At 67.5% G+C, this 26508-nt stretch carries 21 protein-coding genes; 16 read left to right on the top strand and 5 right to left on the bottom strand.

Annotated features, from left to right (window positions below; all coding sequences use genetic code 11):
- Positions 1 to 78: 78 nt before the first annotated feature.
- The 3 genes from WS49_RS30440 to WS49_RS30425 form a co-directional block, all read right to left on the bottom strand.
- Complete coding sequence (locus tag WS49_RS30440; protein ID WP_059536195.1) at positions 79 to 1662, bottom strand: ABC transporter substrate-binding protein; 1584 nt, start codon at positions 1660 to 1662, stop codon at positions 79 to 81.
- 691 nt (positions 1663 to 2353) lie between these two features.
- Positions 2354 to 3892, bottom strand: coding sequence for a methyl-accepting chemotaxis protein (locus tag WS49_RS30430; protein WP_059536190.1), 1539 nt, complete (start codon positions 3890 to 3892; stop codon positions 2354 to 2356).
- Between the two features lie 167 nt (positions 3893 to 4059).
- A complete protein-coding gene (locus tag WS49_RS30425) occupies positions 4060 to 4728 on the bottom strand; it encodes a haloacid dehalogenase type II (RefSeq protein ID WP_059536187.1) in 669 nt (222 codons plus the stop codon).
- Between the two features lie 59 nt (positions 4729 to 4787).
- Here WS49_RS30425 and WS49_RS30420 point away from each other — a divergent pair, with 59 nt between their 5' ends.
- The 11 genes from WS49_RS30420 to WS49_RS30370 all read left to right on the top strand — a co-directional run bounded on the left by WS49_RS30420 (position 4788) and on the right by WS49_RS30370 (position 18681).
- On the top strand, positions 4788 to 4994 hold the full coding sequence (locus WS49_RS30420; RefSeq protein ID WP_059536183.1) for a hypothetical protein: 207 nt from the start codon (positions 4788 to 4790) through the stop codon (positions 4992 to 4994).
- Between the two features lie 166 nt (positions 4995 to 5160).
- Positions 5161 to 6021: a GNAT family N-acetyltransferase gene (locus tag WS49_RS30415; protein ID WP_059536178.1), complete on the top strand. Its 861-nt coding sequence runs from the start codon at positions 5161 to 5163 to the stop codon at positions 6019 to 6021.
- Positions 6022 to 6033: 12 nt separating this feature from the next.
- A complete protein-coding gene (locus WS49_RS30410; protein ID WP_059536175.1) occupies positions 6034 to 6960 on the top strand; it encodes a 2-hydroxyacid dehydrogenase in 927 nt (308 codons plus the stop codon).
- A gap of 160 nt (positions 6961 to 7120) precedes the next feature.
- Positions 7121 to 8521: an aspartate aminotransferase family protein gene (locus tag WS49_RS30405; protein WP_059536170.1), complete on the top strand. Its 1401-nt coding sequence runs from the start codon at positions 7121 to 7123 to the stop codon at positions 8519 to 8521.
- 85 nt (positions 8522 to 8606) lie between these two features.
- On the top strand, positions 8607 to 9098 hold the full coding sequence (locus WS49_RS30400) for an Lrp/AsnC family transcriptional regulator (protein ID WP_006749694.1): 492 nt from the start codon (positions 8607 to 8609) through the stop codon (positions 9096 to 9098).
- 108 nt (positions 9099 to 9206) lie between these two features.
- Positions 9207 to 10679 carry an NAD-dependent succinate-semialdehyde dehydrogenase gene (locus WS49_RS30395; protein ID WP_059536166.1) on the top strand — a complete coding sequence of 491 codons (1473 nt, stop codon included), beginning with the start codon at positions 9207 to 9209 and terminating at the stop codon, positions 10677 to 10679.
- A 190-nt stretch (positions 10680 to 10869) separates the two neighbouring features.
- Positions 10870 to 12390 (top strand): GGDEF domain-containing protein, encoded by a 1521-nt coding sequence (locus WS49_RS30390; protein WP_059536161.1) that lies wholly within the window; start codon positions 10870 to 10872, stop codon positions 12388 to 12390.
- A gap of 215 nt (positions 12391 to 12605) precedes the next feature.
- Positions 12606 to 14564, top strand: coding sequence for a phosphatase PAP2 family protein (locus tag WS49_RS30385; RefSeq protein ID WP_059536158.1), 1959 nt, complete (start codon positions 12606 to 12608; stop codon positions 14562 to 14564).
- 322 nt (positions 14565 to 14886) lie between these two features.
- Positions 14887 to 16992 carry a TonB-dependent siderophore receptor gene (locus tag WS49_RS30380; RefSeq protein ID WP_059536155.1) on the top strand — a complete coding sequence of 702 codons (2106 nt, stop codon included), beginning with the start codon at positions 14887 to 14889 and terminating at the stop codon, positions 16990 to 16992.
- Between the two features lie 225 nt (positions 16993 to 17217).
- Positions 17218 to 17511 carry a hypothetical protein gene (locus WS49_RS30375; protein WP_059536152.1) on the top strand — a complete coding sequence of 98 codons (294 nt, stop codon included), beginning with the start codon at positions 17218 to 17220 and terminating at the stop codon, positions 17509 to 17511.
- Positions 17512 to 17823: 312 nt separating this feature from the next.
- Complete coding sequence (locus WS49_RS30370) at positions 17824 to 18681, top strand: alpha/beta fold hydrolase (protein WP_059536149.1); 858 nt, start codon at positions 17824 to 17826, stop codon at positions 18679 to 18681.
- Positions 18682 to 18712: 31 nt separating this feature from the next.
- On the opposite strand, the gene WS49_RS30365 is transcribed toward WS49_RS30370, so the two are convergent.
- A complete protein-coding gene (locus tag WS49_RS30365; RefSeq protein ID WP_059536145.1) occupies positions 18713 to 20059 on the bottom strand; it encodes an MFS transporter in 1347 nt (448 codons plus the stop codon).
- A 295-nt stretch (positions 20060 to 20354) separates the two neighbouring features.
- On the opposite strand from WS49_RS30365, the gene WS49_RS30360 reads away from it, so the two are divergent.
- The 5 genes from WS49_RS30360 to WS49_RS30345 all read left to right on the top strand — a co-directional run bounded on the left by WS49_RS30360 (position 20355) and on the right by WS49_RS30345 (position 25509).
- Positions 20355 to 21392: a LacI family DNA-binding transcriptional regulator gene (locus WS49_RS30360; RefSeq protein ID WP_082725608.1), complete on the top strand. Its 1038-nt coding sequence runs from the start codon at positions 20355 to 20357 to the stop codon at positions 21390 to 21392.
- A 244-nt stretch (positions 21393 to 21636) separates the two neighbouring features.
- Positions 21637 to 23418, top strand: a complete 1782-nt coding sequence (locus WS49_RS30355) for an IlvD/Edd family dehydratase (RefSeq protein WP_059536136.1) — start codon at positions 21637 to 21639, stop codon at positions 23416 to 23418.
- A gap of 35 nt (positions 23419 to 23453) precedes the next feature.
- A complete protein-coding gene (locus WS49_RS30350; protein ID WP_059536132.1) occupies positions 23454 to 24647 on the top strand; it encodes a fumarylacetoacetate hydrolase family protein in 1194 nt (397 codons plus the stop codon).
- A gap of 146 nt (positions 24648 to 24793) precedes the next feature.
- The gene (locus WS49_RS35790) at positions 24794 to 24964 is read left to right on the top strand and encodes a hypothetical protein (RefSeq protein ID WP_162999306.1); all 171 of its coding nucleotides are present in this window, start codon (positions 24794 to 24796) and stop codon (positions 24962 to 24964) included.
- Between the two features lie 146 nt (positions 24965 to 25110).
- On the top strand, positions 25111 to 25509 hold the full coding sequence (locus tag WS49_RS30345) for a cupin domain-containing protein (RefSeq protein WP_059536128.1): 399 nt from the start codon (positions 25111 to 25113) through the stop codon (positions 25507 to 25509).
- Between the two features lie 52 nt (positions 25510 to 25561).
- Here WS49_RS30345 and WS49_RS30340 read toward each other — a convergent pair whose 3' ends face one another.
- On the bottom strand, positions 25562 to 26437 hold the full coding sequence (locus WS49_RS30340) for an aldo/keto reductase family oxidoreductase (RefSeq protein ID WP_059536124.1): 876 nt from the start codon (positions 26435 to 26437) through the stop codon (positions 25562 to 25564).
- Positions 26438 to 26508: the final 71 nt, after the last annotated feature.

The raw sequence follows: 26508 nt of genomic DNA, 5'->3' as shown, positions 1-26508 counted from the left end.
AAGCGGCACTCCGGAAAAGGTCGCGCGCGACCGGGGCGGTGACCCGCACCGGTCGCGCGGCGGCGGCACGCGTCGTGCTCAGGCGTTCCACCACACGTGCTCGGCGAACATGAAGCCCATCATTCCGCCGGTCGGAATCGAGCCGAGGCCCGCGAGCCGCTTGTCGTAGCCGTCGAGGAAGCTGATGAAGGCCGGAATGCCGACCCGGCACTGCTGCGCGACGAGCACCTGCATGTCGCCATACATCTGCTTGCGCTTCGCGTCGTCGGTTTCCGATCGCGCGGCGAGCAGCAACTGGTCGAACTTCGCGTTCTTCCAGCCCGACTCGTTCCACGGCGCATCCGACTTGAAGAACTGCGTGAACACCACGTCGGCGCTCGAGCGCGGGTTGATGTTGCCGAAGCCGAGCGGATGCTTCATCCAGTGGTTCGACCAGTAGCCGTCGGGCGATACGCGGTTCACCTGCAGGTTCAGCCCGATCCTCTGGCCGGCCTGCTGCAGCAGCACGGCCATTTCGATCGACCCGTTCGCGTCGGACGTCGCATAGATCGGCGGCAGCGTGGCGCCCAGCGCGCCCGCCTTCTGGAACAGGAACTTCGCCTTGTCCGGATCGTGCGGCCGCTGCGGCAGCGATGCGTTGAAGTAGCGATGCCCCGGCGGGATCGGCTGGTCGTTGCCGATCACCGCGTAGCCGCGGAACACCGCCGAGCGGATCTGCTCGCGATCGAACAGGTACTTCATCCCTTCGACGAAATCCGGGTTCGCGGTGATCGGGTTGTCGCTGCGCACGATCAGGTCGGTATAGAGCCCCGACTTGGTTTCCTGCAGCGCATAGCCCGGCGTCGACGCGACCCGCTGCGTCGAGCGCGGATCGATCGCGTTGATCAGGTGCACGTCGCCCGACAGCAGCGCGTTCAGTCGCGCGGCGCTGTCGCTGATGCCGATCAGCTCGATCTCGTCGAGGTACGGCATCCCCGGCTTGAAGTAGCTGTCGTTGCGCACGCCGACGGTCGACACGCCCGGCTTGAACGATTTCAGCTTGTACGGGCCGCAACCGATGCCGGTGCTGAAGTCGGTCGTGCCGTCCTTGACGATCACGAGCTGCGGCGTCGCGAGGATCACCGGCAGATCGGCGTTCGCGCTGGCGAGCGTGAGCGTGACCTCGTCCGGGCCGCTCGCCTTCGCATCGGCGAACTGATCGGCGAGCGGCTTGACCTTCGAGGCGGTGGCCGCGTTCTTGTGGCGCATCAGCGAGAACACCACGTCGGCCGGCCCGACCGGTTTCCCGTCGTGGAACGTGACGCCCTTGCGCAGCTTGATGATCCACGTCTTCGCGTCGGTCGTCTGCAACGACTGCGCGAGATTCATCTGCGGCGTCAGGCTCGCGTCGAGCTGCGTGAGGCCGCTGTAGAACATGAAGAAACGAATGTAGTCGGCGCCCGTCGAGCCCTTGGCCGGGTCGAGCGTGTCGGCCGTCGAACTCGATTCGTTCGCGACCCGGATCTTGCCGCCGCGCTTGGGCGCTGGCGCGGCGAACGCCGATTGCGCGTCCATCAGCAGCCCGCCGCCGCCGACGGCCATCATGCCGCTCGCCGCCATGACCCGCATCATGTCGCGGCGCGTGAAGCCGCCCTTGCCGCCGTTGTCGATATCGTCGCTCATCCGAACTGCTCCTGACTGTGGAAAGTGGGTCTGGGATCCAGCGTGGTTCGAGAAACCGTCGCGCCGCCTGCTGGTAGCGGGCGCGACGTCTGCGCATTGAGTTCATTTAAGCATCGCCAAAATGCGGGTTGTCGCGATTCGGGGCGGCTGCACGATACGATTCGACCGTTTTGGGCCACCTGCGCAGCATGATTTGCTGCGCGGCCACGCGTGCCGCCGTTTGCTCGATGCCGTGTCGCGACGGCTGCGCAGCACGTGCGCGACGAAGGAAATCGTAAAGCGATGCACGCCGCAGATTGCGCCGACAAAATTGGCGATTCGGCATCCGAAGCACGTTCGGCTCACGCAAACCGCATGTTTGCGTGGAATGCGCACTCGCGGCCCGCGGTGCCCGAAACGACCGGAACGCCCGCGTGCGCATGCGACGGCGGGTGCCGGCCGCGACGACGCCCGCAGCCTGAAAGATCGGGAGATTGCCGCGACGTTGAAGCGGCTTTGCGAGACAACAGGAATACGGCCGGATTGCCCGATGCGGGTACGAACTCGTGGCGCTGCGCCAGGCCGCAATTCCCCGCCGTGATGCGGCCGACGCGGTCGATGCCTGCACGTCGGCGCGCACGCCGGACACAGGCCGGCGCGGCGAGAGGGAGACGAGATGATGCCGTTGCCGGCAGATGCCGGCACGCGGCCGTCAGGCAGCCAGCCTGAACACCGAGACGGCGGCCCGCAACCGTGCCGCCTGCTCATCCAGCGAGGATGCGGCCGCGGCAGCCTGCTCCACCAGCGCGGCATTCTGCTGCGTCACTTCGTCCATTTGCGCGACCGCGAGGCCGACCTGCTCGATGCCCGTGCTTTGCTCGGCGGATGCCGCTGAAATCTCGCCCATGATGTCGGCCACCCGGTCGATCGACCGGACGATCTCCGTCATCCGCGCGCCCGCCGTCTCGACGAGCCGGCTGCCGCTGCCGACCCGCTCGACCGACGCCTCGATCAATCCCTTGATGTCCTTCGCGGCCGCCGCGCTGCGTTGCGCGAGCGAGCGCACCTCCGAGGCCACGACCGCGAACCCGCGCCCTTCCTCGCCGGCCCGCGCGGCCTCGACCGCGGCGTTGAGCGCGAGAATGTTCGTCTGGAACGCGATGCTTTCGATCACGACGGTAATGTCGGTGATCCGCACCGATCCGTCCGAAATCTGCCGCATCGTTTCGACGACTTCGCGCACGGCCGCGCCGCCGAGTTCCGTCGCCTCCTTCGCGTGGGTCACGAGCGTGTTCGCCTGACGTGCATTGTCGGCATTCTGTTTGACCGTCGACGTGATCTGCTCCATGCTCGCGGCCGTTTGCTGCAGCGACGCGGCCTGTTCCTCCGTGCGCTGCGACAAGTCCAGATTGCCCTGCGCGATCTCGCCGGTGCCGACGGCAATCGAGTGGGTCGTGGTCTGGATTTCGGCGATGGTCTCGGTCAGCCGGGCCTTCATGTCGGCGAGCGCGACGAGCAGGCTGCCCGGCGCGGCGTGCACCGTATCGAACTGCACGTCCAGTTCGCCGGCGGCGATGCGGGCCGCGATCTCGGTCGCATGCGCGGGCTCGCCGCCCAGCGTCCGTCGGACGCTGCGCAACACGCCCCACGCGATCGCCGCCAGCGCCGCGGCGATGACGAGCGTGATGGCGCCGAGCACCTGCGCAAGCCGCGTAAACGCGGCGTTGATGTCGTCGTAGAAGAATCCCGTGCCGATCCACCAGTCCCACTCCGGAATGGCGACCACGCCCTGGAGTTTCGGCTCCACGTCCGCGTCCGGGCTGCGCTTGATCAGCACGTCGACGAGCGCGAAATGCGCCTGGGCCATTCCCGCGCGGTACGCCTCGCTGTCGGTCATGCCGCCGGTCGTGCGGTTGCCCTTGGCGCGGGTGCCGATGAACTTCGCGTTCGGATGCACGAGGTTGACGCCGTCGGACGTCGTCACCCAGTAGTAGCTTTTCGAATTCGCGTTGAGCGCGGACAGCGCGGCCTTGGCCTGCTGCTGGGCCTGATCCCGCGTGAGCGTGCCGTTCGCCTGCATCGCGCGATACGCGTCGACCAGATGCTCGGCTTTTGTCAGAAGAATGACGATCTCGTCACGGCGGCTGTCGATCAGCGCGTCGCGCAGCGTGTGCAGCGACATCGCGGCAAGCAATACAACGCCGAGCAGCGCCGCGGCGACGAGCATCAGCAGTTTCGTGGACAACTTCATGCGGAGGGCCTCGCGATATTAACCGTTCGGTACATATATCGGCCCGGGCGGCCCTGCCTTGAATGGCTCTGTATCGGTAATTACCCTCGGTTCGTGCGGTGATCGCGCGCGCAAGGCGGCACGGCCGCGCACGCGGGGCACGCGGCCCCACGCCGGCGCGGCGTCGCTTACAGCCCGAGCTGCGTCGCGAGATGGCCGATGTCCGACACCTCGTAGTAGTTGTAGAACGGTGTGCCCGGCTCGTGGCCGCGGTTGACGAACGCCTTGTGCTTGATGCCGAGATCCTCGGCCGTCATCAGGTCGTAGCGCAGGCTCGACGACACGTGCAGCACGTCCTCCGGCTTGCAGCCGAGCTTGTCGAACATGTATTCGAAGCCCTGCATCCGCGGCTTGTACGACTGCGCCTGCTGCGCGGTGAACACCGCGTGGAACGGCGCGCCGAGCTTGTCGACGTTGCTCATGATCTGGTCGTCCGACGCGTTCGACAGGATCACCAGCTTGTACTTCGTGGCCAGCCGCGAAAGCCCGGCCGGCACGTCCGGATGCGGGCCCCACGTCGGCACCGCCAGATAGAAACGCTCGGCCTCCGCCTCGTCGAACTTCACGCCGATCCGCGCGCAGGTGCGCCGGATCGCATTGACGACGACGTCGCGGTACGGCTTCCATGCGCCGAGCACTTCGTCGAGCCGATACGCGGCGAACGCGCGCACGAATTCCTCGAGCGCGACCGGCGACAGCCGGTCCGCGTAGACCTCGCGCGCCATGTCGGCCATCCGGAAGCGGGTCAGCGTGCCGTAGCAGTCGAACGTGATGTACTTCGGTTCAAATTGGATCATGTGACGTCCTGTCGGTGTGAAGCCCCGGCAGGGCCGGGGACGGTCTGGGTTCAACGAAATTGAATCAGGGCAAAAAATCCGTCGCGCATCGTTCGACGCGGCTCGAAACGCAGATTCGCCGCGTGTTGCAGGCCGCCGGCAGCACGATCTGCGGCGTGATCGCACGCGGCGCCGTCGACGGCGAGCCGGCCGACTTCACGAAACCGTCATGCGGCCGCCGCGTTTCCATCGTAGCGGCATTCCCACAGCAGAAGCTGTCGCAATGACGGGCCGCTCCGGCATGCAGCGCGCGTTCGCCCGTGCCGATCGAGCCGGTTTGCGTCGATCTCGCACGACCGCCCGCCGACGCCGGAAAACAGGCGAATCGTCCTATCCGCGCCGCGGTGGCACTGGCAGAGTCGATATGTCATTCCTACCCATCCGGAGTCCGGCGTGGCCGACCTCAATTCTTCCAGCACGCTCACCTATCGCCCGTTCGCCGAAACCGACCTGCCTGCCGCGCACCGGCTGTCGGAAGCAGTCAAGTGGCCGCATCGACTCGACGACTGGCGCTTCGCATTCCAGCTCGGCAGCGGCTTCGTCGCCGAAGACGAAGCCGGCATCGTCGGCACCGCGCTCGGCTGGCGCTTCGGCGAATCGCACGCATCGCTCGGCATGGTGATCGTGTCGCCCGAGCGCCAGGGCTGCGGCATCGGCCGCGAACTGCTCGCGCGCGTCGTCGACAGCCTCGGCGCACGCACGATCTTCCTGCATGCGACGCCGTCCGGCGAACCGCTCTACGTGAAGTTCGGCTTCGAGGCGATCGGCACGATCGACCAGCACCAGGGCGCCGCGTTCCAGCCGCCGCTGATCTCGCTGCCGCCGGGCGAGCGCCTGCGCCCGCTCGGCACCAACGACGGCCCGCGCCTCGCCGCGCTCGCATCGCGCGCGGCCGGCTACCCGCGCGACGCGGTGATCGATGCGCTGCTCGGCGTCGCCAACGGGATCGCACTCGACCGCGACGGCGAACTGCTCGGCTTCGCGCTGTTCCGCCGTTTCGGCCGCGGGCACGTGATCGGCCCGGTGGTCGCACCGGACGCGCTGCGCGCGCAGGCGCTGATCAGCCACTGGCTCGCGCTGCACGAAGGCATGTTCGTGCGCCTCGACGTGCCGGGCGACAGCGGCCTGTCGGACTGGCTGCAGGGGCTCGGCCTGCCGCGCGTCGATACCGTCGTCGCGATGGCGCGCGGCGCGGCGCCCGCCCGCGATCCGTCGCTGCGCGCGTTCGCGATCGTCAACCAAGCACTCGGCTGAGCGGCGCGCGCGATGAGTTTCCTCTACAAGGCCGACCCCGTGCGCGGCGCGCAATGGGCACGGCGCTTCGCGCAGCAGGCGCCCGACCTCGCGTTCCGGATCTGGCCGGACCTCGGCGATCCTGAAGCCGTGCGCTATCTCGCCGCGTGGCAGCCGCCCGACGATCCGACCGCGCTGCTGCCGAATCTGGAGATCGTGTTTTCGGTCGGTGCCGGCATCGATCAGTTCGACCTGTCGCGCGTGCCCGCGCACATCCCGGTCGTGCGGATGATCGAGCCGGGCATCGTCGAAGGGATGGTCGAATACGTGACGCAGGCCGTGCTGACGATCCATCGCGACCTGTTCGACTATGCGGCGCAGCAGCGCGAGCACGTGTGGCGCGAGAAGCCGGTGCGCGCGGCCGCGTCGCGACGCATCGGCGTGCTCGGGCTCGGCACGCTCGGGCAGGCCGTGCTCGACACGCTGCGGCGCTTCGGCTTCCCGTGCGCCGGCTGGAGCCGCACGCCGCGCACGCTAGACGGCATCGATTGTCATGCGGGCGATGCGGCGCTCGACGCGTTCCTCGCCCGCACCGACATCCTGATCTGCCTGCTGCCGCTCACCGACGACACGCGCGGCCTGCTCGGCACACGCGTATTCGACGCGCTGCCGGCCGGCGCATCGCTCGTGCAGGTCGGGCGCGGCCCGCAACTCGATGCGACCGCGCTGCTCGCCGCGCTCGACAGCGGCCGCCTCGACAGCGCGATCCTCGACGTGACGGACCCGGAGCCGTTGCCGGCCGGCCACCCGTTCTGGACGCATCCGCGCATTCGCATCACGCCGCACATCGCCAGCGCGACGCGGCCGGACACCGCGGTCGACGCCGTGCTCGCGAACCTCGCGCGCCATCGCGCGGGGCAGCCGATGATCGGCGTCGTCGACCGCGCACGCGGCTACTGACGCGCGCGCCCGGCCCGGCGTGGCGCGCAGCAGAAAATGCCGAAGCGCCCCGTGCAAACACCGCGTTCGTACGTTTCAGACCGCAAATTGAAGGCGCGTGCGGATTGCTCGCCCGGTAGCATGACCTCACGCTGACACCCGACGAGAGTCCCGCACTGCCATGAACCAAGCCGCGCTGATCGAAGCCGATCGTCAACACCTGATCCACCCCGTCGTCAACTATCGTGCGCACGAGGCGCGCGGCGTCACCGTGCTCGAATCCGCCGAAGGCGTGTTCCTGCGCGACGCCGACGGCCACACGCTGCTCGATGCGTTCTCGGGCCTGTGGTGCGTGAACGTCGGCTACGGCCGCGACAGCATCGTGAAGGCCGCCGCCGACCAGATGGCGAAGCTGCCCTACGCGACCGGCTATTTCCATTTCGGCTCGCAACCCGCGATCGAGCTGGCCGAACGGCTCGCGTCGCTCGCGCCGCCGTCGCTGAATCGCGTGTACTTCACGCTCGGCGGCTCGGATGCGGTCGACTCCGCGGTGCGTTTCATCACGCACTATTTCAACGCGACCGGTCGCCCGACGAAAAAGCACATGATCGCGCTCGAACGCGGCTATCACGGCTCGTCGTCGATCGGCGCCGGGCTCACCGCGCTGCCCGCGTTCCATCGTCACTTCGACCTGCCGCGCGCGGATCAGCACCACATCCCGTCGCCCTACCCGTATCGCCATCCGCTCGGCGACGACGCGCAGGCGCTGATCGCCGCGTCGGTCGCCGCGCTCGAGGCGAAAGTCGCCGAACTCGGCGCGGACAACGTCGCGGCATTCTTCTGCGAGCCCGTGCAGGGGTCCGGCGGCGTGATCGTCCCGCCGGCCGGCTGGCTGAAGGCGATGCGCGACGCATGCCGGCGCCTCGGCATCCTGTTCGTCGCCGACGAGGTGATCACCGGCTTCGGCCGCACGGGCCCGCTGTTCGCGTGCGAGACCGAGCAGGTCGACCCGGACCTGATGACCGTCGCGAAGGGGCTGACCGCCGGCTATGCGCCGATGGGTGCCGTGCTGATGTCCGATGAAATCTACGAAGGCATCGCGGGCAGCCGCGCCGATTCGCCCGCGGTCGGCCACGGCCATACGTATTCCGCGCATCCGGTCAGCGCGGCGATCGGCCTCGAAGTGCTGAAGCTCTATCACGAAGGCGGGCTGCTCGCGAACGGCCGGGCGATGGCGCCGCGTTTCGCCGCGGGGCTCGATGCGCTGCGCGCGCATCCGCTCGTCGGCGACGCGCGTTCGGCCGGCCTGCTCGGCGCGCTCGAACTGGTGGCCGACAAGACGCGCAAGACGCGCTTCGACCCCGCGCTCAACGTGCCCGACAGGATCGCCGCCGCCGCGTATGCGAACGGCGTGGTGTTTCGTGCATTCGGCGACGGCGTGCTCGGTTTCGCGCCGGCGCTGAGCTTCACCGCGGGCGAGTTCGACCTGATGTTCGAACGCGTGCGCAAGACGCTCGACGACGTGCTGGCCGATGCGGGCGTGCAGTGCGCGCTGGACGCCGCGCACGCGCAGCCGGCCTGACCGGGCACGGGAAAGCCGGGCTTGTGGCGGCAATCGTTCGACTCTAAAGTAACCGGACATTCCATTTTTTCCCTCTCACGCGAACATGACGGACAGCAAGCTGGATCGCATCGACCTGCGCATCCTCTCCCAGTTGCAAAAGCGCGGACGCATGACCAACGTCGAGCTGGCCGATGCGGTCGGGCTGTCGCCCAGCCCTTGCCTGATCCGCGTGAAGCGGCTCGAGAAGGCCGGCTATATCGGCGGCTACGGCGCGCACATCCAGCTCGAGAAACTCGGCGACGTGCAGGTCGTGTTCACCGAGGTCACGCTGGCCGACCACCGCCGCGAGGACTTCGACCGTTTCGTCGCGGCGATCCGCAACGTCGACGAGATCGTCGAGTGTCACCTCGCGAGCGGCGGCTACGACTATCTGCTGAAGTTCATCACGCGCAGCGTGAGCCATTACCAGACGATCGTCGAAGGGCTGCTCGAGCAGAACATCGGCATCGAGAAATATTTCAGTTACGTGATCATCAAGTCGCCGTTCGTCAAACGGCACTACCCGCTCGAATCGCTGTTCGGCGAACGTCACTGATTGCCAGCGTGCGGCATCCGCGAACGCGGCGGCCCGCCGTCCGCGCGGGGTAGTCGCGCGTCCGCGCCGCAGCCGTCGTCGCCGAATCGCTCCATCCAAGGACCTGTCATGCCGCTTACGCTGTCCCGAACCGAACTCGTTCGCACCGCCAACCTGATCGACGGCGCCTGGCGCGACGCGCTCGACGGCCGCCGCTTCGACGTCACCGATCCGGCGACGCTCGAGACCGTTGCCCACGCACCCGACAGCGGCGCGGCCGACGCACGCGCCGCGACCGATGCGGCCGCACGCGCGCTGCCCGCATGGCGCGCGACGCCCGCTCGCGAACGGGCCGCGATCCTGCGCGCATGGCATGCGGCGATCGTCGCGCACACCGACGATCTCGCGAAACTGATGTCGCGCGAACAGGGCAAGCCGCTCGCCGAAGCGCGCGGCGAAGTCGCATACGGGGCGTCGTACGTGCTGTGGTTCGCCGAGGAAGCGACGCGCACGTACGGCGACCTGATTCCGCAGCAACAGCGCGGCAAGCGGCTGAGCGCGGTCAAGGAGCCGATCGGCATCGTCGCCGCGATCACGCCGTGGAACTTCCCGCTCGCGATGATCGCGCGCAAGATCGCACCTGCCCTCGCGGCCGGCTGCACGGTCGTCGCGAAGCCGGCCGAGGACACGCCGCTCACCGCGCTCGCGCTGGCCTTCCTCGCGCAGGAAGCCGGCGTGCCGCCCGGCGTGCTGAACCTGATCGCCGCATCGCGCGAACGCGGCATCGATGCGGTGGCCGACTGGCTCGCCGACGGCCGCGTGCGCAAGATCACGTTCACCGGATCGACGCCCGTCGGCAAGCTGCTCGCGCGCGAATCGGCGGCGACGCTGAAGAAGCTGTCGCTGGAACTGGGCGGTAACGCGCCGTTCATCGTATTCGACGATGCGGAACTCGACGCCGCGATCGACGGGCTGATGGCCGCCAAGTTCCGCAACGGCGGCCAGACCTGCGTATCGCCGAATCGGGTGTACGTGCAGGCCGGCGTCTACGATGCGTTCGCCGCGAAGCTCGCCGCGCGCGTCGCCGCGCTGAAGGTCGCGCCCGCGACCGACCCGGCCGCGCAGATCGGGCCGATGATCAACGCGCGCGCGGTCGACAAGATCGCGCGCCACGTCGGCGACGCCATCGAGCGCGGCGCGCGCGTGCTCGCCGGCGGCAAGCGTCTGCCCGAGCTCGGCCCGAATTATTACGCGCCGACGGTGCTCGCCGACGCCACCGCCGACATGCAGCTGACCTGCGAGGAAACCTTCGGCCCCGTCGCCGCGCTGTTCCGGTTCGACACCGAGGACGAAGCCGTCGCGGCCGCGAACGACACGCCGTTCGGGCTCGCCGCGTATTTCTACACGCAGGACGTGCGCCGCGTCGCGCGCGTGTCGGCGCGGCTCGAAACGGGCATCGTCGGCATCAACGAAGGCGCGCTCGCGAGCGAAGCCGCGCCGTTCGGCGGCGTGAAGGAATCGGGCTACGGCCGCGAAGGCTCGCGCTACGGCCTCGACGATTATCTGTCGATCAAGTACCTGTGCCAGGGCGGGCTCGACTGAGCCTGCGCGACCACCGGGATTCGCCGCTGTCGCGTGCTCGTTGCGCGGCGCACCCCGGACGCACACGTTTGCGGCACCCGTGCGGTCATTGCGTCGCATGCCGGCCTCGATTTCCGGGCATCCCTGCCGTTAACCCGGATTTGACCAGCGCCGCTGCGATCGCAGCCGGCTTCCCGCACGAGCGCGAGCAATGCCTGCATCCATTCCGATCGAGAAAGTTGCCGACTGGGCCGGCCGCCACCACCTGATCGTCGGCGTGCTGGGCACGCTGATGTCGCTTGCCGCGCTCTGCATCAGCGCGGCGACGCTGTGGGCCGCACGCAGCGAGGTCGTCGGACATGCGCACGAGACGTCGCGCAACGTCGCGGCCGTCCTGGTCAGCGAGATCGCGCGCACCGTCGAGACGTCCAACAACGCGCTCGTCTCGCTCGCCACCGATCTCGGCAATCCCGCCGTCGCGCGCATGGACGCCGGGCTGCGTCACGACGTGCTGTTCGAGCGCACGGCCGCGCAATACGTGACCGGCATGGGCGTGACGGACCGCTTCGGCCATTTGATCGACGGCTGTTGCAGCTCGACCCACAACTGGGATTTCAGCGATCGCGACTACTTCAAGGTCCATCGCGATGCGGACAACGTCGGCCTGTACGTGTCCGAGGCGTATCGCGCGCGTTCGCGCGGCAACACGGAATCGATCGCGCTGTCGCGGCGCATCGAGCGCGCGGATCACACGTTCGACGGAATCGCGGTGGTCGCCATCGACCTCGCGTACTTCGATCGGCTTCTGTCCCGCCTGAACGTCGGGCCGCACGGCGTCAGCGCGATCCTGCGCGCGGACGGCACGATCCTCGCGAGAAACCCGCCGTTGACCGATCACCAGATGGTCCGCCTGCGCCGCTCGAAGTCGTTCGAACGCATGGTGAGCCGCGAATCGGGCTTCTATGCGGCGCGCTCGAGCATCGACGGCGTCGTGCGGCTTTATACGTTCCAACGGGTGCCCGGCACGCCGTTGATCGCGGTCGTCGCACCGGCCGAGCATGACGTGCTGGCCGGCACCACGCATTTGATGTGGACGGTCGGCGTGTCCGCGTCCGTCATCGGTGCGCTGTTCTGCGCGGTGGTGTGGCTGCTCGCGTTCGCGCTGCGGGACAACCTGCGCAAGCAGACGCTCCTCACCGACCTGACGCGCACCGATCCGCTCACGGGCCTGCACAACCGTCGCGCGCTCGATGCCGCGCTCGCCGACGAATGGGAACGGCTGCAGCGCGGCAGCGACGGCAGCCTGTCGGTGCTGTTCATCGACGCAGATCACTTCAAGCAGTACAACGACCGCTTCGGTCATGCGCAAGGCGACACCGCGCTGCGCTTTCTCGCCGAGTGCATTCGCGCGCATACGCGGCGGCGCGGCGATCTTGCCGCGCGCTACGGCGGCGAAGAATTCGTCGTCGTATTGCCCGACACGGATGAAAGCGGCGCCGCGAAAGTCGCCGAGGCGATTCGCCGCGCCGTGGAGCGCAGCCGGCTCGACGGGTTCGACGCGACGATTCCGGCTTTCACGGTCAGCATCGGCTACGCGACCGGGCACCGTGCGCACCCGCGGTCCGTGCACGCGTTGTCGCATCAGGCCGACCTCGCCCTCTACGCGGCGAAGCGCCAGGGCAGAAACCGCGTGTGCCGCGCCGACGCGGAATGGGTCGCCCAACCGGCGTGAGCGCGCCGGATCCGATCGTCTTTTCGAACGCGCGCGCTGGCCGGACCGGACATCGCCGACGGCCCGATCGCCCCGCCACGATGTTCAGCATCACGAATTCACCAAATAGTGAGAATTTTGGCGCGTCGACCGCCCCCCCGAAACAAATCCGTAACGGCTGCGTCACGATCGCCCACGACAATCCGCCATCTTCGACACTCAGGATGGAGCCTTGCATGTTTGCGTCACGAAGCCGTTTTCCGCTGCACGTCGCAGCATTGTCGAGTGCGATCGTTCTCGCCGCGTGCGGCGGCGGCGACGATGTCGCATCGACCACCACGACCAGCGCGGCCATGCCGGCACCGCCGGCCGACCCCGGCTTCGTCGACAGCGCACCCGTGCCGAGCGTGCCGGCCTTCGTCGACAACATCGCGACCAACCAGCGCGGCGACGCGCGCTATGCCACGCTGTCGACCAACGCGGCCGTGCGCGTGGTGAGCCGCTTCCTCGACCTGTGGCAGCCGGCGACGATGCTCGTCGATGCCGGCGTGAGCGCGCCGGCCAACGGCGGGTTTCCGGCGATCTCGCCGTCGACCTGCTCGGGCCTGCCCGGCAGCGGCACGCCGTGCGGCACGAGCCTGAACGACACGGTGCTGGCCGCCAACGTTCAATATGTGATCAACGCAACGACCGCACGCACGCAGCAACAGGCCGACGCCGCGTACTTCGACGACCGGCGCGCCAAGGGCTACAGCGTGACCGACGGCATGGGCCCGCTCACCGGCGCGTGGCGCACGGCCGCGCAGCAGACGACCAGCATCACCAGCGTGCCCGCCGACGCGACGACGGTGCTGTACAACGATTCCGGCAACAACGTCGGCGTCGGCAGCAGCACGAACGCGAGCTTCGGCAAGGTCGTCGACCTGCTCAACGAAATGGGCAACAACGCGTCGACCGAACCGTCGAAGCGTTTCTACAAGTACGCGCGGCCGTACCGCTGGAGCACCGGCGTCGTCGTCGCGCCGACGCTCGTGCCGGCGGAAAGCACGACGCCCGCGACCGACGGCGGCTTCATCAGCGGCCACACGGCCGAAGCGATGCGCGACGCGATGACGATGGCGTGGCTCGTGCCGGAGCGCTTCCAGGAGATGGTCGGCCGCGGCCTCGAACTGGGCGAGAACCGCATCCTCGCCGGCATGCACTCGCCGCTCGACGTGATCGGCGGCCGCATGCTCGCGCTTGCCGTCAGCGCGGCGAACCTGACCGCGTACGCGAGCGATGCGCAGGCCGCGTACGGCCAGGCGCATCAGGCGCTGCAGCAGCTCACGGGCACGACCGACACGACGTTCGCCGCCTTCGCGCACTCGGGCACGACGGCCACCGACCGCTTCGCCGATTACGCGACGAACAAGACGGCCTTCGCGCGCCGCCTGACGTTCGGCTTCGGCGCGATCGAGTCGACCGACGCGCCGCCCGTCGTGCCGAAGGGCGCGGAGATCCTGCTGCAGACGCGCTTCCCGTACCTGAGCGCGGACCAGCGCCGCGTCGTGCTGAAGACGACCGAACTGCCGTCCGGCTATCCGGTCATGGACGATGCGGAAGGCTGGGGCCGCCTCAACCTGTTCACCGCGGCCGACGGTTACGGTGCATTCAACGGCAACGTGATCGTGTCGATGGACGCTTCGCAGGGCGGGTTCAATACCGCCGACCTGTGGCGCAACGACATCGCCGGCGCGGGCAAGCTGACGCTGCAAGGCAGCGGCACGCTGACGCTGGCGGGCAACAACAGCTATACGGGCGGCACGCAGGTGAGCGGCGGCATGCTCGCCGCGGCATCGGCAAGCGCGTTCGGCAAGGGCGACGTGTACGTCGGCTCGGGGGGCAGCGTGAGGATTGCCGCCAGTGCGCCGGTGGTCATCGCGACGCGCTATACGCAGCTCGACAACACGACGCTCGAACTCGACATCGACGGCAACGGGGGCGGCCGCCTGCGCGTCGGCGGCCCGCTCACCGTCGCGGGCGGCACGCTGCACGTGAAGTTCGTGAACGGTTATGCGCCCAAGGCCGGCGACACCATCGCGCTGATCGACGGCGCGGCGGCTTCCGCGAAGTTCTCGACGGTGACGGTCGACGGGTTCAAGGCGACGCCGGTTTATACGGCGACGGGCGTGTCGGTCAGGTTGTCGGCGGCATAGCCCGCCTCGGCCCGTCGATCCTTGCCACGGCGCCGCCTGCTGGCGGCGCCCGCCGGTCTCGCCCGTTTCGTCGTCGAGTCGTTCGACGGCCGCCGCGCCACGACCGGACGCCGGCGCCTGCACACACCCCACCTTCCGCGACGCGTCCCGCGTGACGCGCCGCTTGCAGCCCGCATCGCATCATCCCCGAGCGTATGAAATTGCGATTGCAAATGCCTCTCATTTGCATTAAATTTCGGCGCGAATGTACTGTTTGGAACATAGCCGTCGGCGCAAGGCCCATCCACCGTGCCCGAATGCAATCCATATCAAGGGACGGGGTATGAGCAGGAAGAACTGGGCGGCCGCACCGATGGCCATCGTCGTCGGCGCGGCCGGCCTGAGCACCGCCGACGCGCAGGAGGCAACGCTGCCCACCATCGAGGTCTCGGGGCAGCGCGCGAGCGCGCCGTTTCGCACGCGCGAATCGACGAGCGCGACGCGCAGCGAGGCAGACGTGATGGAGATTCCATTCGCGGTCAGCAGCGTCGATGCGAAACTCGTGCAAACCGTCGCCGCGACACGCGGCGAGGACCTGTACGACTGGGTCGCGGGTGTCTCACGGCAGAACAACTTCGGCGGCCTGTGGGACAACTACGCGGTGCGCGGCTTCGCCGGCGACGGCAACACGTCCGGCACCGACTACCTCGTCAACGGCTTCTCGTGGAACCGCGGAATCAGCGTCCCGCGCGACACGGTCGACCTCGAGCGCATGGAAGTGCTCAAGGGGCCCGCGTCGGCGCTATACGGCCGCGGCGATCCGGGCGGGCTCATCAGCTATACGACCAAGCAGCCGCAGTTCGCGCGCTCGAACACCGTCGGCGTGTCGGCCGGCAGCTACGGCGCATTGCGCGAGACCTTCGATTCAACCGGGCCCGTCACGAAGTCGCTCGCGTACCGCTTCGTCGCGATGAACGAGAACAACGGCAGTTTCCGCGATACGGTGTCGAGCAAACGCTACCTGTTCGCGCCGTCGTTCACGTGGGACATCGGCGCGGACACGACGCTCCACTACGAATTCGAGAGCGCACGCCAGCGCGCGCCGCTCGATCGCGGCGTGGTCGCGGTGGGCGGGCAGCTCGGCGCGATTCCGGCTTCGCGCTTTCTCGGCGAGCCCCGCGACGGCGACTACGACGTGCGCAACACGGGCCACCAGTTCACGCTCGAGCATCGCATCGATGCCGGCTGGTCGATCAACGCCGGTTTCGCGCAGCGCACCACCGACCTGTCCGGACGATCGTCCGAGGCGTTCGCGCTGCAGCCCGACGGCCGCACGCTGTGGCGCCGCTACCGGCAAGTCGCGTTTCATTCGAACGATCTGCAAGGCCGCGTCGAGACGACCGGCGCGTTCCGCACCGGCGGCATCGGCCACACGCTCGTGCTGGGCGTCGATGCGTACCGCTTCAACTACGACCAGTTCGTCGCGCGCTCGACGCCCACTGCCGCCGCGCCGTATGCGATCGACATCTTCGATCCCGTCTACGGTCAGCCGGCCCCCGTCCCGCGCACCGCGACCAATCTGCTCGAGCGCGACGACGGCCAGGGCCTCTACGCGCAGGACACGCTCGCGTTCGGGCCGCACTGGAAAATCCTCGCGGGACTGCGCTGGGATCGCTTTCACCAGTCGGTCGAGAATCGACTGAAGGGCACGACGAGCAGCCAGTTGCAGACTGCATTGAGTCCGCGCATCGGTATCGTGTATGAAATGAGCCCCGCGTTTTCCGTGTATGCGAACACCGCGTATTCGTTCCGGCCGAACAACGGCGCCGACGTCGACGGCCGCGCGTTCGATCCGGAGAAGGGGCATGGCTATGAGGTCGGCGCGAAATGGGCCGGCGCACGCTGGCTCGCGACCGTCGCGGCATTCCACGTCAACAAGCGCAACGTGCTGACCGCCGACCCGGCCAATGCAGGCTTCTCGCGCGCGGCCGGCGAAGTGCGCAGCCGCGGCGTCGAATTCGAATGGAACGGCGACCTGGGTCATGGCGTGCGCGGCCTCGTCAATCTTGCGTACGTCGACGCGCAGGTCACGCGCGATGCCGTGCTGACACCCGGCGCGCGCCTCGTCGACATTCCGCGGCTGAGCGGCAGCGCGCTGCTCATGTACGAAACCACCGTCCCGTTCGCGGACAAGGCCGGCGCCGGCGCGGGCGTGATCTACGTCGGGCGCCGGGCCGGCAATACCGCGAACACGCAGGACGGTTTCGAACTGCCGGCCTATGCGACCGTGCAGCTCAACGGCTATGTGCAGGTCAACAAGCACCTGCGTGCGTCGGTCGTGCTGAACAATTTGTTCAATCGCACTACTTACGTCAGTTCCTACAACAGCATGTGGGTCACGCCGGGCGCGCCGCGCAGCCTGTTTGCATCGCTCTCCTACGCGTTCTAGCCTGATTCGGTTTGCCATTGGCCGTCCCGTTGGCGGCCAACCACCATTCTGCTTCGAAGGTCTTCTTTCTCAGTCGATACCGTCTGAGCGCACGTGCTCACGCGGCCCGTTGGCATGCGCTTTTCGCACAGATATTGACAAATTTCCCACACTTTTCGCGCGACTCATTCGTTAGCATTGTCGCCCTGCTTTTCCGATTCATATTTTCGCAACGAATGGTGAAAAATGAAGAAACCCTTCCGACATGCATCCATGGCATTTGCGCTTTTGATATGCGCACAGCTTTCGCACGCGCACGCCATTGCTGCTGACACATCCCCACGATCCAATGGCGCCCTGCCAGTGACGCCACCTCGACCGGATTCCATTTCGCAGCGCGTGAAAGTCGGTTTGTCGAGCGAGGAAACGACGCTCATCCTTCCGTGGTTCGTGGAGGAACTGATCGCGACAGCGAATACCAGCCATTCGCTGGATGAAGCAGCCAGCGATTATGCCGGGCGCTTGAAGCGCGGTCTTTGATCAATAGTCCGTTGCCCAACCTGGAATAGCCTGACAGTCGCCAGAGGCGATTCACCGCATCGGGCGTTTGCTGTTTCAGGGTGGCAAGGGGCTTCTCGTGGTCGTCGATGCCGGGTGCCGAATACTGCGAGGCCGGTCGCTGACTACGTCACCCTTTGCACGAATTTGACTGCCGATGCGTTCCCCGACGTACTCACATGGCTTCAACGTCCGGAAGCCGCCGTCGGATACGACAACAACGATGAGTCCGGCCCTTGACCTTCACGTGGACGTCAGGGTTCACGCCGGCACCTTTTCATCAGGAGATGACTCATGAACCTCACACCGGACGAATTGAACCTGCCCCGGCTCGGTGCTCGTCCCGTTCGAACGCTGCAGCTGGACGGCGGCATCCTGGCCGCACAGGTGGGCAGCGAACCGCCAGCGGTCATCGTACTGAACGGCGGACAAGCATTCGTCTCGAAGACGACCTCGCGTCGGCTGCGGCGCGACCTGCTCCGCGTTGCCGGTATTTTGCCGCCCGACACACCATTCGTATTGCTTGGCTATCCTGACAAGCCCGGCATGCAATACCGAATCGCCGACATCGTCGAGCAGATCGCGCGTGGCATCGCCGCGCATTGGCGGTGCACGACGCTCATCGGCATCTCATTCGGCGGCGTCGTAGCGGCGCGCCTCGCGGCAGCCCACCCCGAACGCGTCTCGCGACTCGGGCTGGTTTCGAGCGCGCATCGCCTTGCCCCGGATGGCTGCCGGCTCATCGAGCAGCAAATCGTTCATACGACCCGCTCCGATTTCGTCCGTCTGCTCGAAACGATGTCCGGATGCTTTCGCGCAAGCTGGCGCAACGTGCTCTTGCGTGCGGCGTTGCTCAGTCGACGCCGCCACGTCGCGTCGTCGGTCAACGAGCGGCACGTCATCGTCCGCACCCTGCGCGCATTGCGTGACGACGCACGTGACGATTCGCCGTGGCCGCGGCGGATCCGCGCAGATACGTTGATCGTCGGTGGCGCCGACGACCCGATTTTCGCCGAGGCGGCGCTCGAAACTTCCGCATGGGTGCCGTCGGTGACCCATCATGCGCTGCCCGGCGAAGGGCATATGGTGATGATCGAGCGCCGGAAGCAGGTTGCGCGACTCGTTCGGAACTGGCTCGACGCGCGCGCTTGATTTTCGCGTGACACGACGGACAGCCGCGAACCTACTTCGCGGCCGGGGGAAACAGCACGCCGCGCGGAATCGACATGATCAGCACGCAACTGACCAGCAGGCAGGCGCCGAGCGCGTAGGTTCCGTTGTTGATGTTGCCGGTCATTTCCTTTGCGATGCCCGTGATCATCGAACCCGTGAAGCCGGACAGATTGCCCACCGAGTTGATCAGTGCAATGCCGGCGGCCGCGGCCGTGCCGGACAGTATCTGCCCCGGAAAGGTCCAGTAGATCGGCATCAGCGCCAGGATGCCGCACGTGGCGATGGTCAGGAACAGGATCGACAGCACCACGTTCTGTGCGCAGGCCGCGCTCATGATCAGGCCGACGCCGCCGATCAGCGCGGGAATCGCGGCGTGCAGCCGGCGTTCGCCGGTCTTGCGCGAGTGCGACGCGTTCCACACCATCGCAAAGATGGCCGTCAGATACGGAACGGCAGTCAGCAGACCGATATGCATCGGGCTGCGCACGCCCGACGCGCGAATGATCGACGGCAGCCAGAAGGCCAGCCCGTAGAAGCCGGTATTGAAGGTGAGCAGGATGAAGGTCAGCAGCCAGACGCGCGGGCTGCGCAACGCGGCACCCACGCCATGCGACTTGTGCGCGGCCTCGGATTCGAGGTTGCGCGACAGCACCGCCTTTTCCTCGGCAGACAGCCACTTCGCCGACTGCGGGCCATCGCCGAGGCAGGCCAGCACGATGAACGCCACCACGATCGACGGCAGGCCTTCGAGCAGCAGCATCCATTGCCATCCGCTCATGCCTGACAAGCCGTGCGTCTGCTCCATCAGCCAGCCGGAAATGACACTGCCCAGCGTCAGGCTCAGCGGGATCGCCACCAGGAAGCCCGACATGGCCACGCTTTGGCGACGCGCGGGAAACCAGTAATTCATGTACAGGATGACGCCCGGGAAAAAGCCGGCTTCGCACAGACCGAGCAGGAAGCGCAGCGTATAGAACATGGTGGACGTCTGCACGTGAAAGAACTGCGCGAGCGGCACGATGAAGGCCATCGACGACGACACGATGCCCCATGTGATCATGATCCGCGCGATCCAGAAGCGTGCGCCGTAGCGGTGCAGCAGCAAGTTGCTCGGCATCTCGAACAGGAAATAGCCCCAGAAGAAAACGCTGGCGCCGAGCGCGTAGACGCTGTCGCTCAGGCTCAGGTCATCGAGCATCTGCAGCTTGGCGAAACCCACGTTGACGCGGTCCAGGTAGGCCACGACGTAGCAGAGCAGCAGCAACGGCAGGATGCGCCGCATGACCTTGCGGTAGAGAGCGTCTTCGGACGAGCCGACCGCGGCCGGTGCGGCGGCGGTCTGCGTGAGGGATGGCATCGGTTTGTCTCCTGATTGTGTAGGACTTCTTCGTGCCGGCGGATTCGCTGAGGAACTGACGCGCCTATGTTACCGATAACATTCCCGCCCAAAAAAAGGCGCCGATCTGGCGACGGGCGCAACCGGCGATCTGATACCGGTAACAGCTTCGAAGGTAGCATGCCGCGACGAGCGTGCTCAAGTCCCGATCGACAAGTGGTTTCCCTAGTGCCGCGCGAATCACCGGCGCGCGGCGGCGGCCCGCACGGCACCGGTATCATGTAGCCTTTCCAGGTTTCTCCCGATCGCGATTCCCATGCCCAGCCCCACCGCCGTCCGGCCTGCCGGACCGCCCCGCATGTCCGATGTAGCGCGCCTGGCCGGCGTATCGAAGATGACCGTCTCGCGCGTGCTGGCCGGCCACAGCGTGGCCGCCGAGACGCGCGAACGGGTCTGCAGGGCCATCGATCAGCTCGGTTACGTGGCCGACGCCGCCGCCGGTGCGCTGTCGTCCGGGCGGTCGGAATTTGTCGCGGTGCTGGTGCCGTCGCTGTCGAGTTCCAACTTCTCCGACACCGTGCGCGGCCTGACCGACGCCCTCGAGCCGCATGGCCTGCAACTGCTGCTCGGCGACACCGACTACGACCTGGCGCGGGAAGAACGGCTGGTACGCTCGATGCTGCGTCACCAGCCGCGCTGCATCGCGCTGACGGGTGCGCAGCACACCGATGCGACGCGCACGGTGCTGACGCGCTCGGGCATCCCCGTGGTCGAGATGTGGGACCTGCCCACGCATCCGATCGATACCGCGGTGGGCTTCTCGAACGTGCGCGCCGCACGCGCGATGGTGCGCCATCTGGCCGAGCGCGGCTACGAGCGCATCGGCTTTCTCGGCGGCGCCAGCGCACTGGACCGCCGCGGGCTGGACCGGCTCAAGGGATACCAGGCGGAGATCAAGGCACTGGGGCTGGGCGAGCCGCGCGTCGTGCGGCTGGGCGAATCGCCGATCACCATGAGCCACGGCGGGCCCGCCATGGCAGCACTGCTGGAGACGTGGCCGGACACCACCGCGGTCATGTGCGTGAGCGACATGTCGGCGTTCGGCGCAATCATGGAATGCCATCGACGCGGACTGTCCGTGCCCACGGACATGGCCGTGGCCGGCTTCGGGAACTTCGAAGTGGCGACATGCTGCCACCCGACCATCACCACGGTGTCGGTCGACGCCTACGGCATCGGCCTGCGCACGGGCGAGGCTCTGCTCGCGGCGCTGCAGGCGCGCGACGGCGGCGAACGGATCGAGCCGCACCGCATCCGCGTCGACTACACGATCGTCGCGCGGGAAAGCGCCTGACGAGCCGACTGCCGGACCTGTCGTCCTTCACGAGAAGCGGTGGCGTCCGATGCGCAACGTGTGCGACGTCATGGAGGCACCTCCCCCCTCCTCCGTCGCCGCACGTTCCCCAACCGCCTGCACCCACCCACACGCAAAATTCCCTTCCGCGACGCAAAAACCCCGTGCTAACATGCCCCGAAATGTTACCGGTAACTATCCGGCACAAAAAACCGGACACGGCCCTATTCGGAGACAACCCGCCATGCCGCAAACCCCTCGCCGCCTGCGCAGCCAGGAGTGGTTCGACGACCCCGCACACGCCGACATGACCGCGCTCTACGTCGAGCGATTCATGAACTACGGGTTGACCCGTGAGGAATTGCAGTCGGGCCGTCCCATCATCGGCATCGCGCAGACGGGCAGCGACCTGGCGCCGTGCAATCGCCACCACATCGAACTGGCCGAACGCACCAAGGCGGGCATTCGCGACGCGGGCGGCATCCCGATGGAATTCCCCGTGCATCCGCTGGCCGAGCAAAGTCGCCGGCCCACCGCGGCGCTCGACCGCAACCTGGCGTATCTCGGGCTGGTGGAAGTCCTGCATGGCTTTCCGCTGGATGGCGTGGTCCTGACGACCGGATGCGACAAGACCACCCCCGCCTGCCTGATGGCCGCGGCCACCGTGGACATGCCCGCCATCGTGCTGTCGGGCGGACCGATGCTCGACGGCTGGCACGAGGGCAAGCGCGTCGGCTCGGGCACGGTGATCTGGCACGCCCGCAATCTGCTGGCCGCCGGCGATATCGACTACGAAGGTTTCATGCAGCTGACCGCGGCGTCGTCGCCGTCGATCGGCCACTGCAACACCATGGGCACGGCGCTGTCGATGAACAGCCTGGCCGAGGCGCTCGGCATGTCGCTGCCGGGGTGCGCGAGCATTCCCGCCGCCTACCGCGAGCGCGGCCAGATGGCATACGCGACGGGCAAGCGCGCCGTCGAGCTCGTCCGCGAAGACCTGCGCCCGTCGAAGATCATGACGCGCGCGGCCTTCGAGAATGCCATCGTCGTCGCCTCCGCGCTCGGCGCATCGACCAACTGCCCGCCGCACCTGATCGCCATCGCGCGCCACATGGGCGTGGCACTGAGCCTGGACGACTGGCAGCGCTTCGGCGAATCCGTGCCGCTGCTCGTCAACTGCATGCCGGCCGGCGAATACCTCGGGGAGAGCTTCTACCGCGCCGGCGGCGTGCCCGCCGTGCTGCGTCAACTCGATGCGGCCGGCCTGCTGCGGCGCGACTGCCTGACCGTGTCCGGCCGCGCGATCGGCGAGATCGCCGACACGGCGCAGGAGGCCGACCGCGACGTGATCCGCACGCCCGACGCGCCGCTCAAGCATGGCGCCGGCTTCATGGTGCTGTCCGGCAACTTCTTCGACAGCGCGATCATGAAGATGTCGGTCGTCGGCGAGGCCTTCCGGAAGACCTACCTTGCGGAGCCGGGCGCGGAGAATACCTTCGAGGCACGCGCCATCGTTTTCGATGGCCCCGAGGACTACCACGCCCGCATCAACGACCCTCGGCTCGACATCGACGAACGCTGCATCCTGGTGATCCGGGGCTGCGGCACGGTCGGCTACCCGGGCAGTTCGGAAGTCGTCAACATGGCGCCGCCCGCCCATCTGGTGAAGCGTGGCGTGACGTCGCTGCCATGTCTCGGCGATGGACGCCAAAGCGGCACGTCGGCCAGCCCGTCGATCCTGAACGTGTCGCCGGAAGCGGCCGTCGGCGGCGGCCTGGCCCTGCTGCGCACGAACGATCGCATCCGCGTGGACCTGAATCGCCGCAGCGTCGATCTGCTCGTCGACGCAGAAGAACTCGCGCGCCGCCGCGAGACCGCAAGCTTCACCGTGCCGCAGGCGCAAACGCCGTGGCAGGCGCTCTATCGCCAGTTCGTGGGCCAGTTGTCCACCGGCGGCTGCCTCGAACCGGCCACGCTCTATCTGAAGGTCATCGAGCAGCGCGGCAACCCGCGCCATTCGCACTGATCCACCCGCCCACGACTCTTGCCGAGCTGACGACCATGCGTACTCCTTCCGTTTCCGACTGCCTGCCGCACGACCTTGCGCAGGCCCTGCTGATCGGCCGTGTCTGGCGGCACGACGGCGCCCACGCGGGCCCGAGCGTCGTCGCCGTGCGCGGCGGCGACGTGTTCGACATCACGCGCACCGTGCCGACCACCGCGGACCTGTTCGACCGCCCCGACGCCGTCGACATCGCCCGCACCGCCCCCGGCGAATCGCTCGGCCGCGTCGAGCCGCTGCTGCAGGCGGCGCTGGACGGCGCGTCCGGCACGCTGCGCCTGCTCGCCCCGTGCGACGTGCAGGCCATCAAGGCGTGCGGCGTGACCTTTGCCGTCAGCCTGATCGAACGCGTGATCGAAGAACAGGCCGGCGGGGATCCTGCCAGGGCGAGGGAAGTACGCGAAACCATCGCCGCGACCATCGGCACCGATCTGTCGAAGATCGTCCCCGGTTCGGACGCCGCCATGCGCCTGAAGGCGGAACTCGAGCGCCGCGGCGCGTGGTCGCAATACATGGAAGTCGGCATCGGCCCAGATGCCGAGGTGTTCTCCAAGTCGCAGCCCATGTCCGCGGTGGGCTTCGGCGCGGACGTGGGGCTGTTGCCCGGATCGGTATGGAACAATCCGGAGCCGGAGATCGTGCTGGCGGTCGCCAGCAACGGCCGGCCGGTCGGCGCCACGCTCGGCAACGACGTGAATTTGCGCGACATCGAAGGCCGCTCCGCGCTGCTGCTCGGCAAATGCAAGGACAACAACGGTTCGTGCGCGATCGGCCCGTTCGTGCGGCTCTTCGACGGCGGCTTCACGCTGGACAGCGTGCGGGAGGCCAGCGTGTCGTTGCGCGTCGACGGCGCGGACGACGACTTCGTCCTCGACGGCATCAGCCACATGCGCGAGATCAGCCGCGACCCGGCCGATCTCGTCGCGCAGACCTGCGGCGCGCATCACCAGTATCCGGACGGCTTCATGCTGTTCCTGGGCACGATGTTCTCGCCGATCCAGGACCGCGACGCGCCCGGCGGCGGATTCACGCATCACCTCGGCGACCGCGTCACCATCTCCACGCCCGCGCTCGGCGCGCTCGTCAACGTCGTGCGGCTTTGCACGGAGATCGCGCCGTGGACCTTCGGCGTGCGCGCGCTGTACGCCAATCTGGCCGCACGCGGCCTGCTCGATGCCGCGGCATGCCGTTGAGCCGATAAACCGCATGCCGCCCGCATCCGGCACGACGCAGCCGAACCGGGAACGAAATATGCGCGCATCCCGGTTTGCCGGTTGCACGGCAGGTTTTGCAACGCAGGCAACCGGCGTCATGACCCGCAATTACAAGGAGAAAAGCGATGACTCTGCTTATCTACCTGCTCGGATGGATCATTTTCATCGCCGGCGTGGCATGGGGCCTGATGACGCTGCACGTGTCGCAGCACATCATCGAGATCGTCGCCGTCATTCTGTTCGGCATCGCGGTGATCACGGGCGCGACGCGCGCCCGCAATCGCGACCGGACGTAGCCCCTGAACGCGCGCCGGATGCCGCATGCGTTCAGGCGTCGTGCAGCGCGGCGGCGGCGTCAATATAATCGGCTTTCCCGACGAGTCGATGATCGGCGACGTGCCGGTTTCGATCGTGTATTCGTACAGCCGAATCTGGAGCCGAGATGACCCTCCCCGCCGTTCCGTTTGCCGAATCGTTCGACCTCGAGGCTGCCTTCGCCGATGTATCGGAGTACTGGTCGCCGAAGGTCGTCGCGCAGGTCAACGATCAATACGTGAAGGTCGCCAAGGTGCGCGGCCAGTTCGTGTGGCACGACCATGCGCATGAAGACGAGCTGTTCTTCGTCGTGCGCGGCCACCTCAGGATCGAGTATGAAGGCGGCCGCGCCGTCGACTTGCCCGCCGGCTCGATGCACGTCGTGCCGCGCGGCACGCGGCACAATCCGGTCGCCGACGACGAATGCTGGGTCGTGCTGATCGAGCCCGTGCAGACGAAACACACCGGCGACGTCCAGTCGCCGCTGACCCGGACGATCGACGAGCAGTTGGGTCAGGCGCGCTGAGTCCCGTGCCGGCGTCGTTTCGGGCATCCGCCGCGCGACGGCCGCACCGGGTTCAACCGCGAGCGGACACGACGCCGTCGAGTTCGCGCACGGCATCCTCCGGCAACGCCAGCGAACCGGCGGCGAGATTCTCGCGCAGATGCGCAACCGACGACGTTCCCGGAATCAGCAGGATGTTCGGCGCGCGGCGCAGCAGCCACGCGAGCGCGGTCTGCATCGGGGTCGCGCCGAGCCGCGCGGCGACGGTGTCGAGCGCGGACGACTGCAAAGGATTGAAGCCGCCGAGCGGAAAGTACGGTACGTAGGCGATGCCGTCGCGGCCAAGCGCATCGACGAGATCGTCGTCGTCCCGGTGCGCGAGGTTGTAGTGGTTCTGCACGCAGACGATGTCGCAGATCCGGCGCCCTTCCGCGACCTGCGCGGCCGTGACGTTGCTCAGCCCGATGTGCCGCACGAAGCCTTGCCGCTGCAGTTCTGCCAGCGCGGACAGCGGCGCCTCGATCGAGCCCTCGGCCGGGCCGTGCGTGTCGAACATGATGCGCAGATTGACCACGTCGAGCACGTCGAGACCGAGGTTGCGCAGGTTGTCCTGCACGGCGGCGGCGAGCGCTTCGGCCGAGAATGCCGGCAGCCACGAACCGTCTTCGCCGCGCCTCGCGCCGATCTTGGTCACGATGAGCAGATCGTCGTGATACGGATGCAACGCTTCGCGAATCAGCCGGTTCGTCACGTGCGGGCCGTAGAAGTCGCTCGTATCGATGTGGTCGACGCCCGATGCAACGGCTTCGCGCAGAACGGCAAGCGCCGCATCGCGGTCCCGGGGCGGGCCGAACACGCCGGGACCGGCGAGTTGCATCGCGCCATACCCGATGCGGTGAACGCGGCGGCCCGCGATGGAAAACGTGCCGGACTGGACGACGGGGGACATGAGCGTGCTCCTGTGGCGAATGAATGAGCCGCAGGTTACGCCGCGACGCGCTGCGCGATAACCGGTCATAA

This window comes from Burkholderia sp. RF7-non_BP4 (assembly GCF_001521935.1).
GTDB classification, from domain to species: domain Bacteria; phylum Pseudomonadota; class Gammaproteobacteria; order Burkholderiales; family Burkholderiaceae; genus Burkholderia; species Burkholderia diffusa.
The sequence above is the reverse complement of the archived record's forward strand: the minus strand, read 5'-3'. Positions and strand labels throughout refer to the sequence as shown.

What these genes read in the sequence shown, in the direction of transcription:
- WS49_RS30440 (WP_059536195.1), bottom strand. Translation starts at nt 1,662, where the DNA reads ATGAGCGACGATATCGACAACGGCGGCAAGGGCGGCTTCACGCGCCGC.
- WS49_RS30430 (WP_059536190.1), bottom strand. Translation starts at nt 3,892, where the DNA reads ATGAAGTTGTCCACGAAACTGCTGATGCTCGTCGCCGCGGCGCTGCTC.
- WS49_RS30425 (WP_059536187.1), bottom strand. Translation starts at nt 4,728, where the DNA reads ATGATCCAATTTGAACCGAAGTACATCACGTTCGACTGCTACGGCACG.
- WS49_RS30410 (WP_059536175.1), top strand. Translation starts at nt 6,034, where the DNA reads ATGAGTTTCCTCTACAAGGCCGACCCCGTGCGCGGCGCGCAATGGGCA.
- WS49_RS30405 (WP_059536170.1), top strand. Translation starts at nt 7,121, where the DNA reads ATGAACCAAGCCGCGCTGATCGAAGCCGATCGTCAACACCTGATCCAC.
- WS49_RS30400 (WP_006749694.1), top strand. Translation starts at nt 8,607, where the DNA reads ATGACGGACAGCAAGCTGGATCGCATCGACCTGCGCATCCTCTCCCAG.
- WS49_RS30395 (WP_059536166.1), top strand. Translation starts at nt 9,207, where the DNA reads ATGCCGCTTACGCTGTCCCGAACCGAACTCGTTCGCACCGCCAACCTG.
- WS49_RS30390 (WP_059536161.1), top strand. Translation starts at nt 10,870, where the DNA reads ATGCCTGCATCCATTCCGATCGAGAAAGTTGCCGACTGGGCCGGCCGC.
- WS49_RS30385 (WP_059536158.1), top strand. Translation starts at nt 12,606, where the DNA reads ATGTTTGCGTCACGAAGCCGTTTTCCGCTGCACGTCGCAGCATTGTCG.
- WS49_RS30380 (WP_059536155.1), top strand. Translation starts at nt 14,887, where the DNA reads ATGAGCAGGAAGAACTGGGCGGCCGCACCGATGGCCATCGTCGTCGGC.
- WS49_RS30375 (WP_059536152.1), top strand. Translation starts at nt 17,218, where the DNA reads ATGAAGAAACCCTTCCGACATGCATCCATGGCATTTGCGCTTTTGATA.
- WS49_RS30370 (WP_059536149.1), top strand. Translation starts at nt 17,824, where the DNA reads ATGAACCTCACACCGGACGAATTGAACCTGCCCCGGCTCGGTGCTCGT.
- WS49_RS30365 (WP_059536145.1), bottom strand. Translation starts at nt 20,059, where the DNA reads ATGCCATCCCTCACGCAGACCGCCGCCGCACCGGCCGCGGTCGGCTCG.
- WS49_RS30360 (WP_082725608.1), top strand. Translation starts at nt 20,355, where the DNA reads ATGCCCAGCCCCACCGCCGTCCGGCCTGCCGGACCGCCCCGCATGTCC.
- WS49_RS30355 (WP_059536136.1), top strand. Translation starts at nt 21,637, where the DNA reads ATGCCGCAAACCCCTCGCCGCCTGCGCAGCCAGGAGTGGTTCGACGAC.
- WS49_RS30350 (WP_059536132.1), top strand. Translation starts at nt 23,454, where the DNA reads ATGCGTACTCCTTCCGTTTCCGACTGCCTGCCGCACGACCTTGCGCAG.
- WS49_RS35790 (WP_162999306.1), top strand. Translation starts at nt 24,794, where the DNA reads ATGACTCTGCTTATCTACCTGCTCGGATGGATCATTTTCATCGCCGGC.
- WS49_RS30345 (WP_059536128.1), top strand. Translation starts at nt 25,111, where the DNA reads ATGACCCTCCCCGCCGTTCCGTTTGCCGAATCGTTCGACCTCGAGGCT.
- WS49_RS30340 (WP_059536124.1), bottom strand. Translation starts at nt 26,437, where the DNA reads ATGTCCCCCGTCGTCCAGTCCGGCACGTTTTCCATCGCGGGCCGCCGC.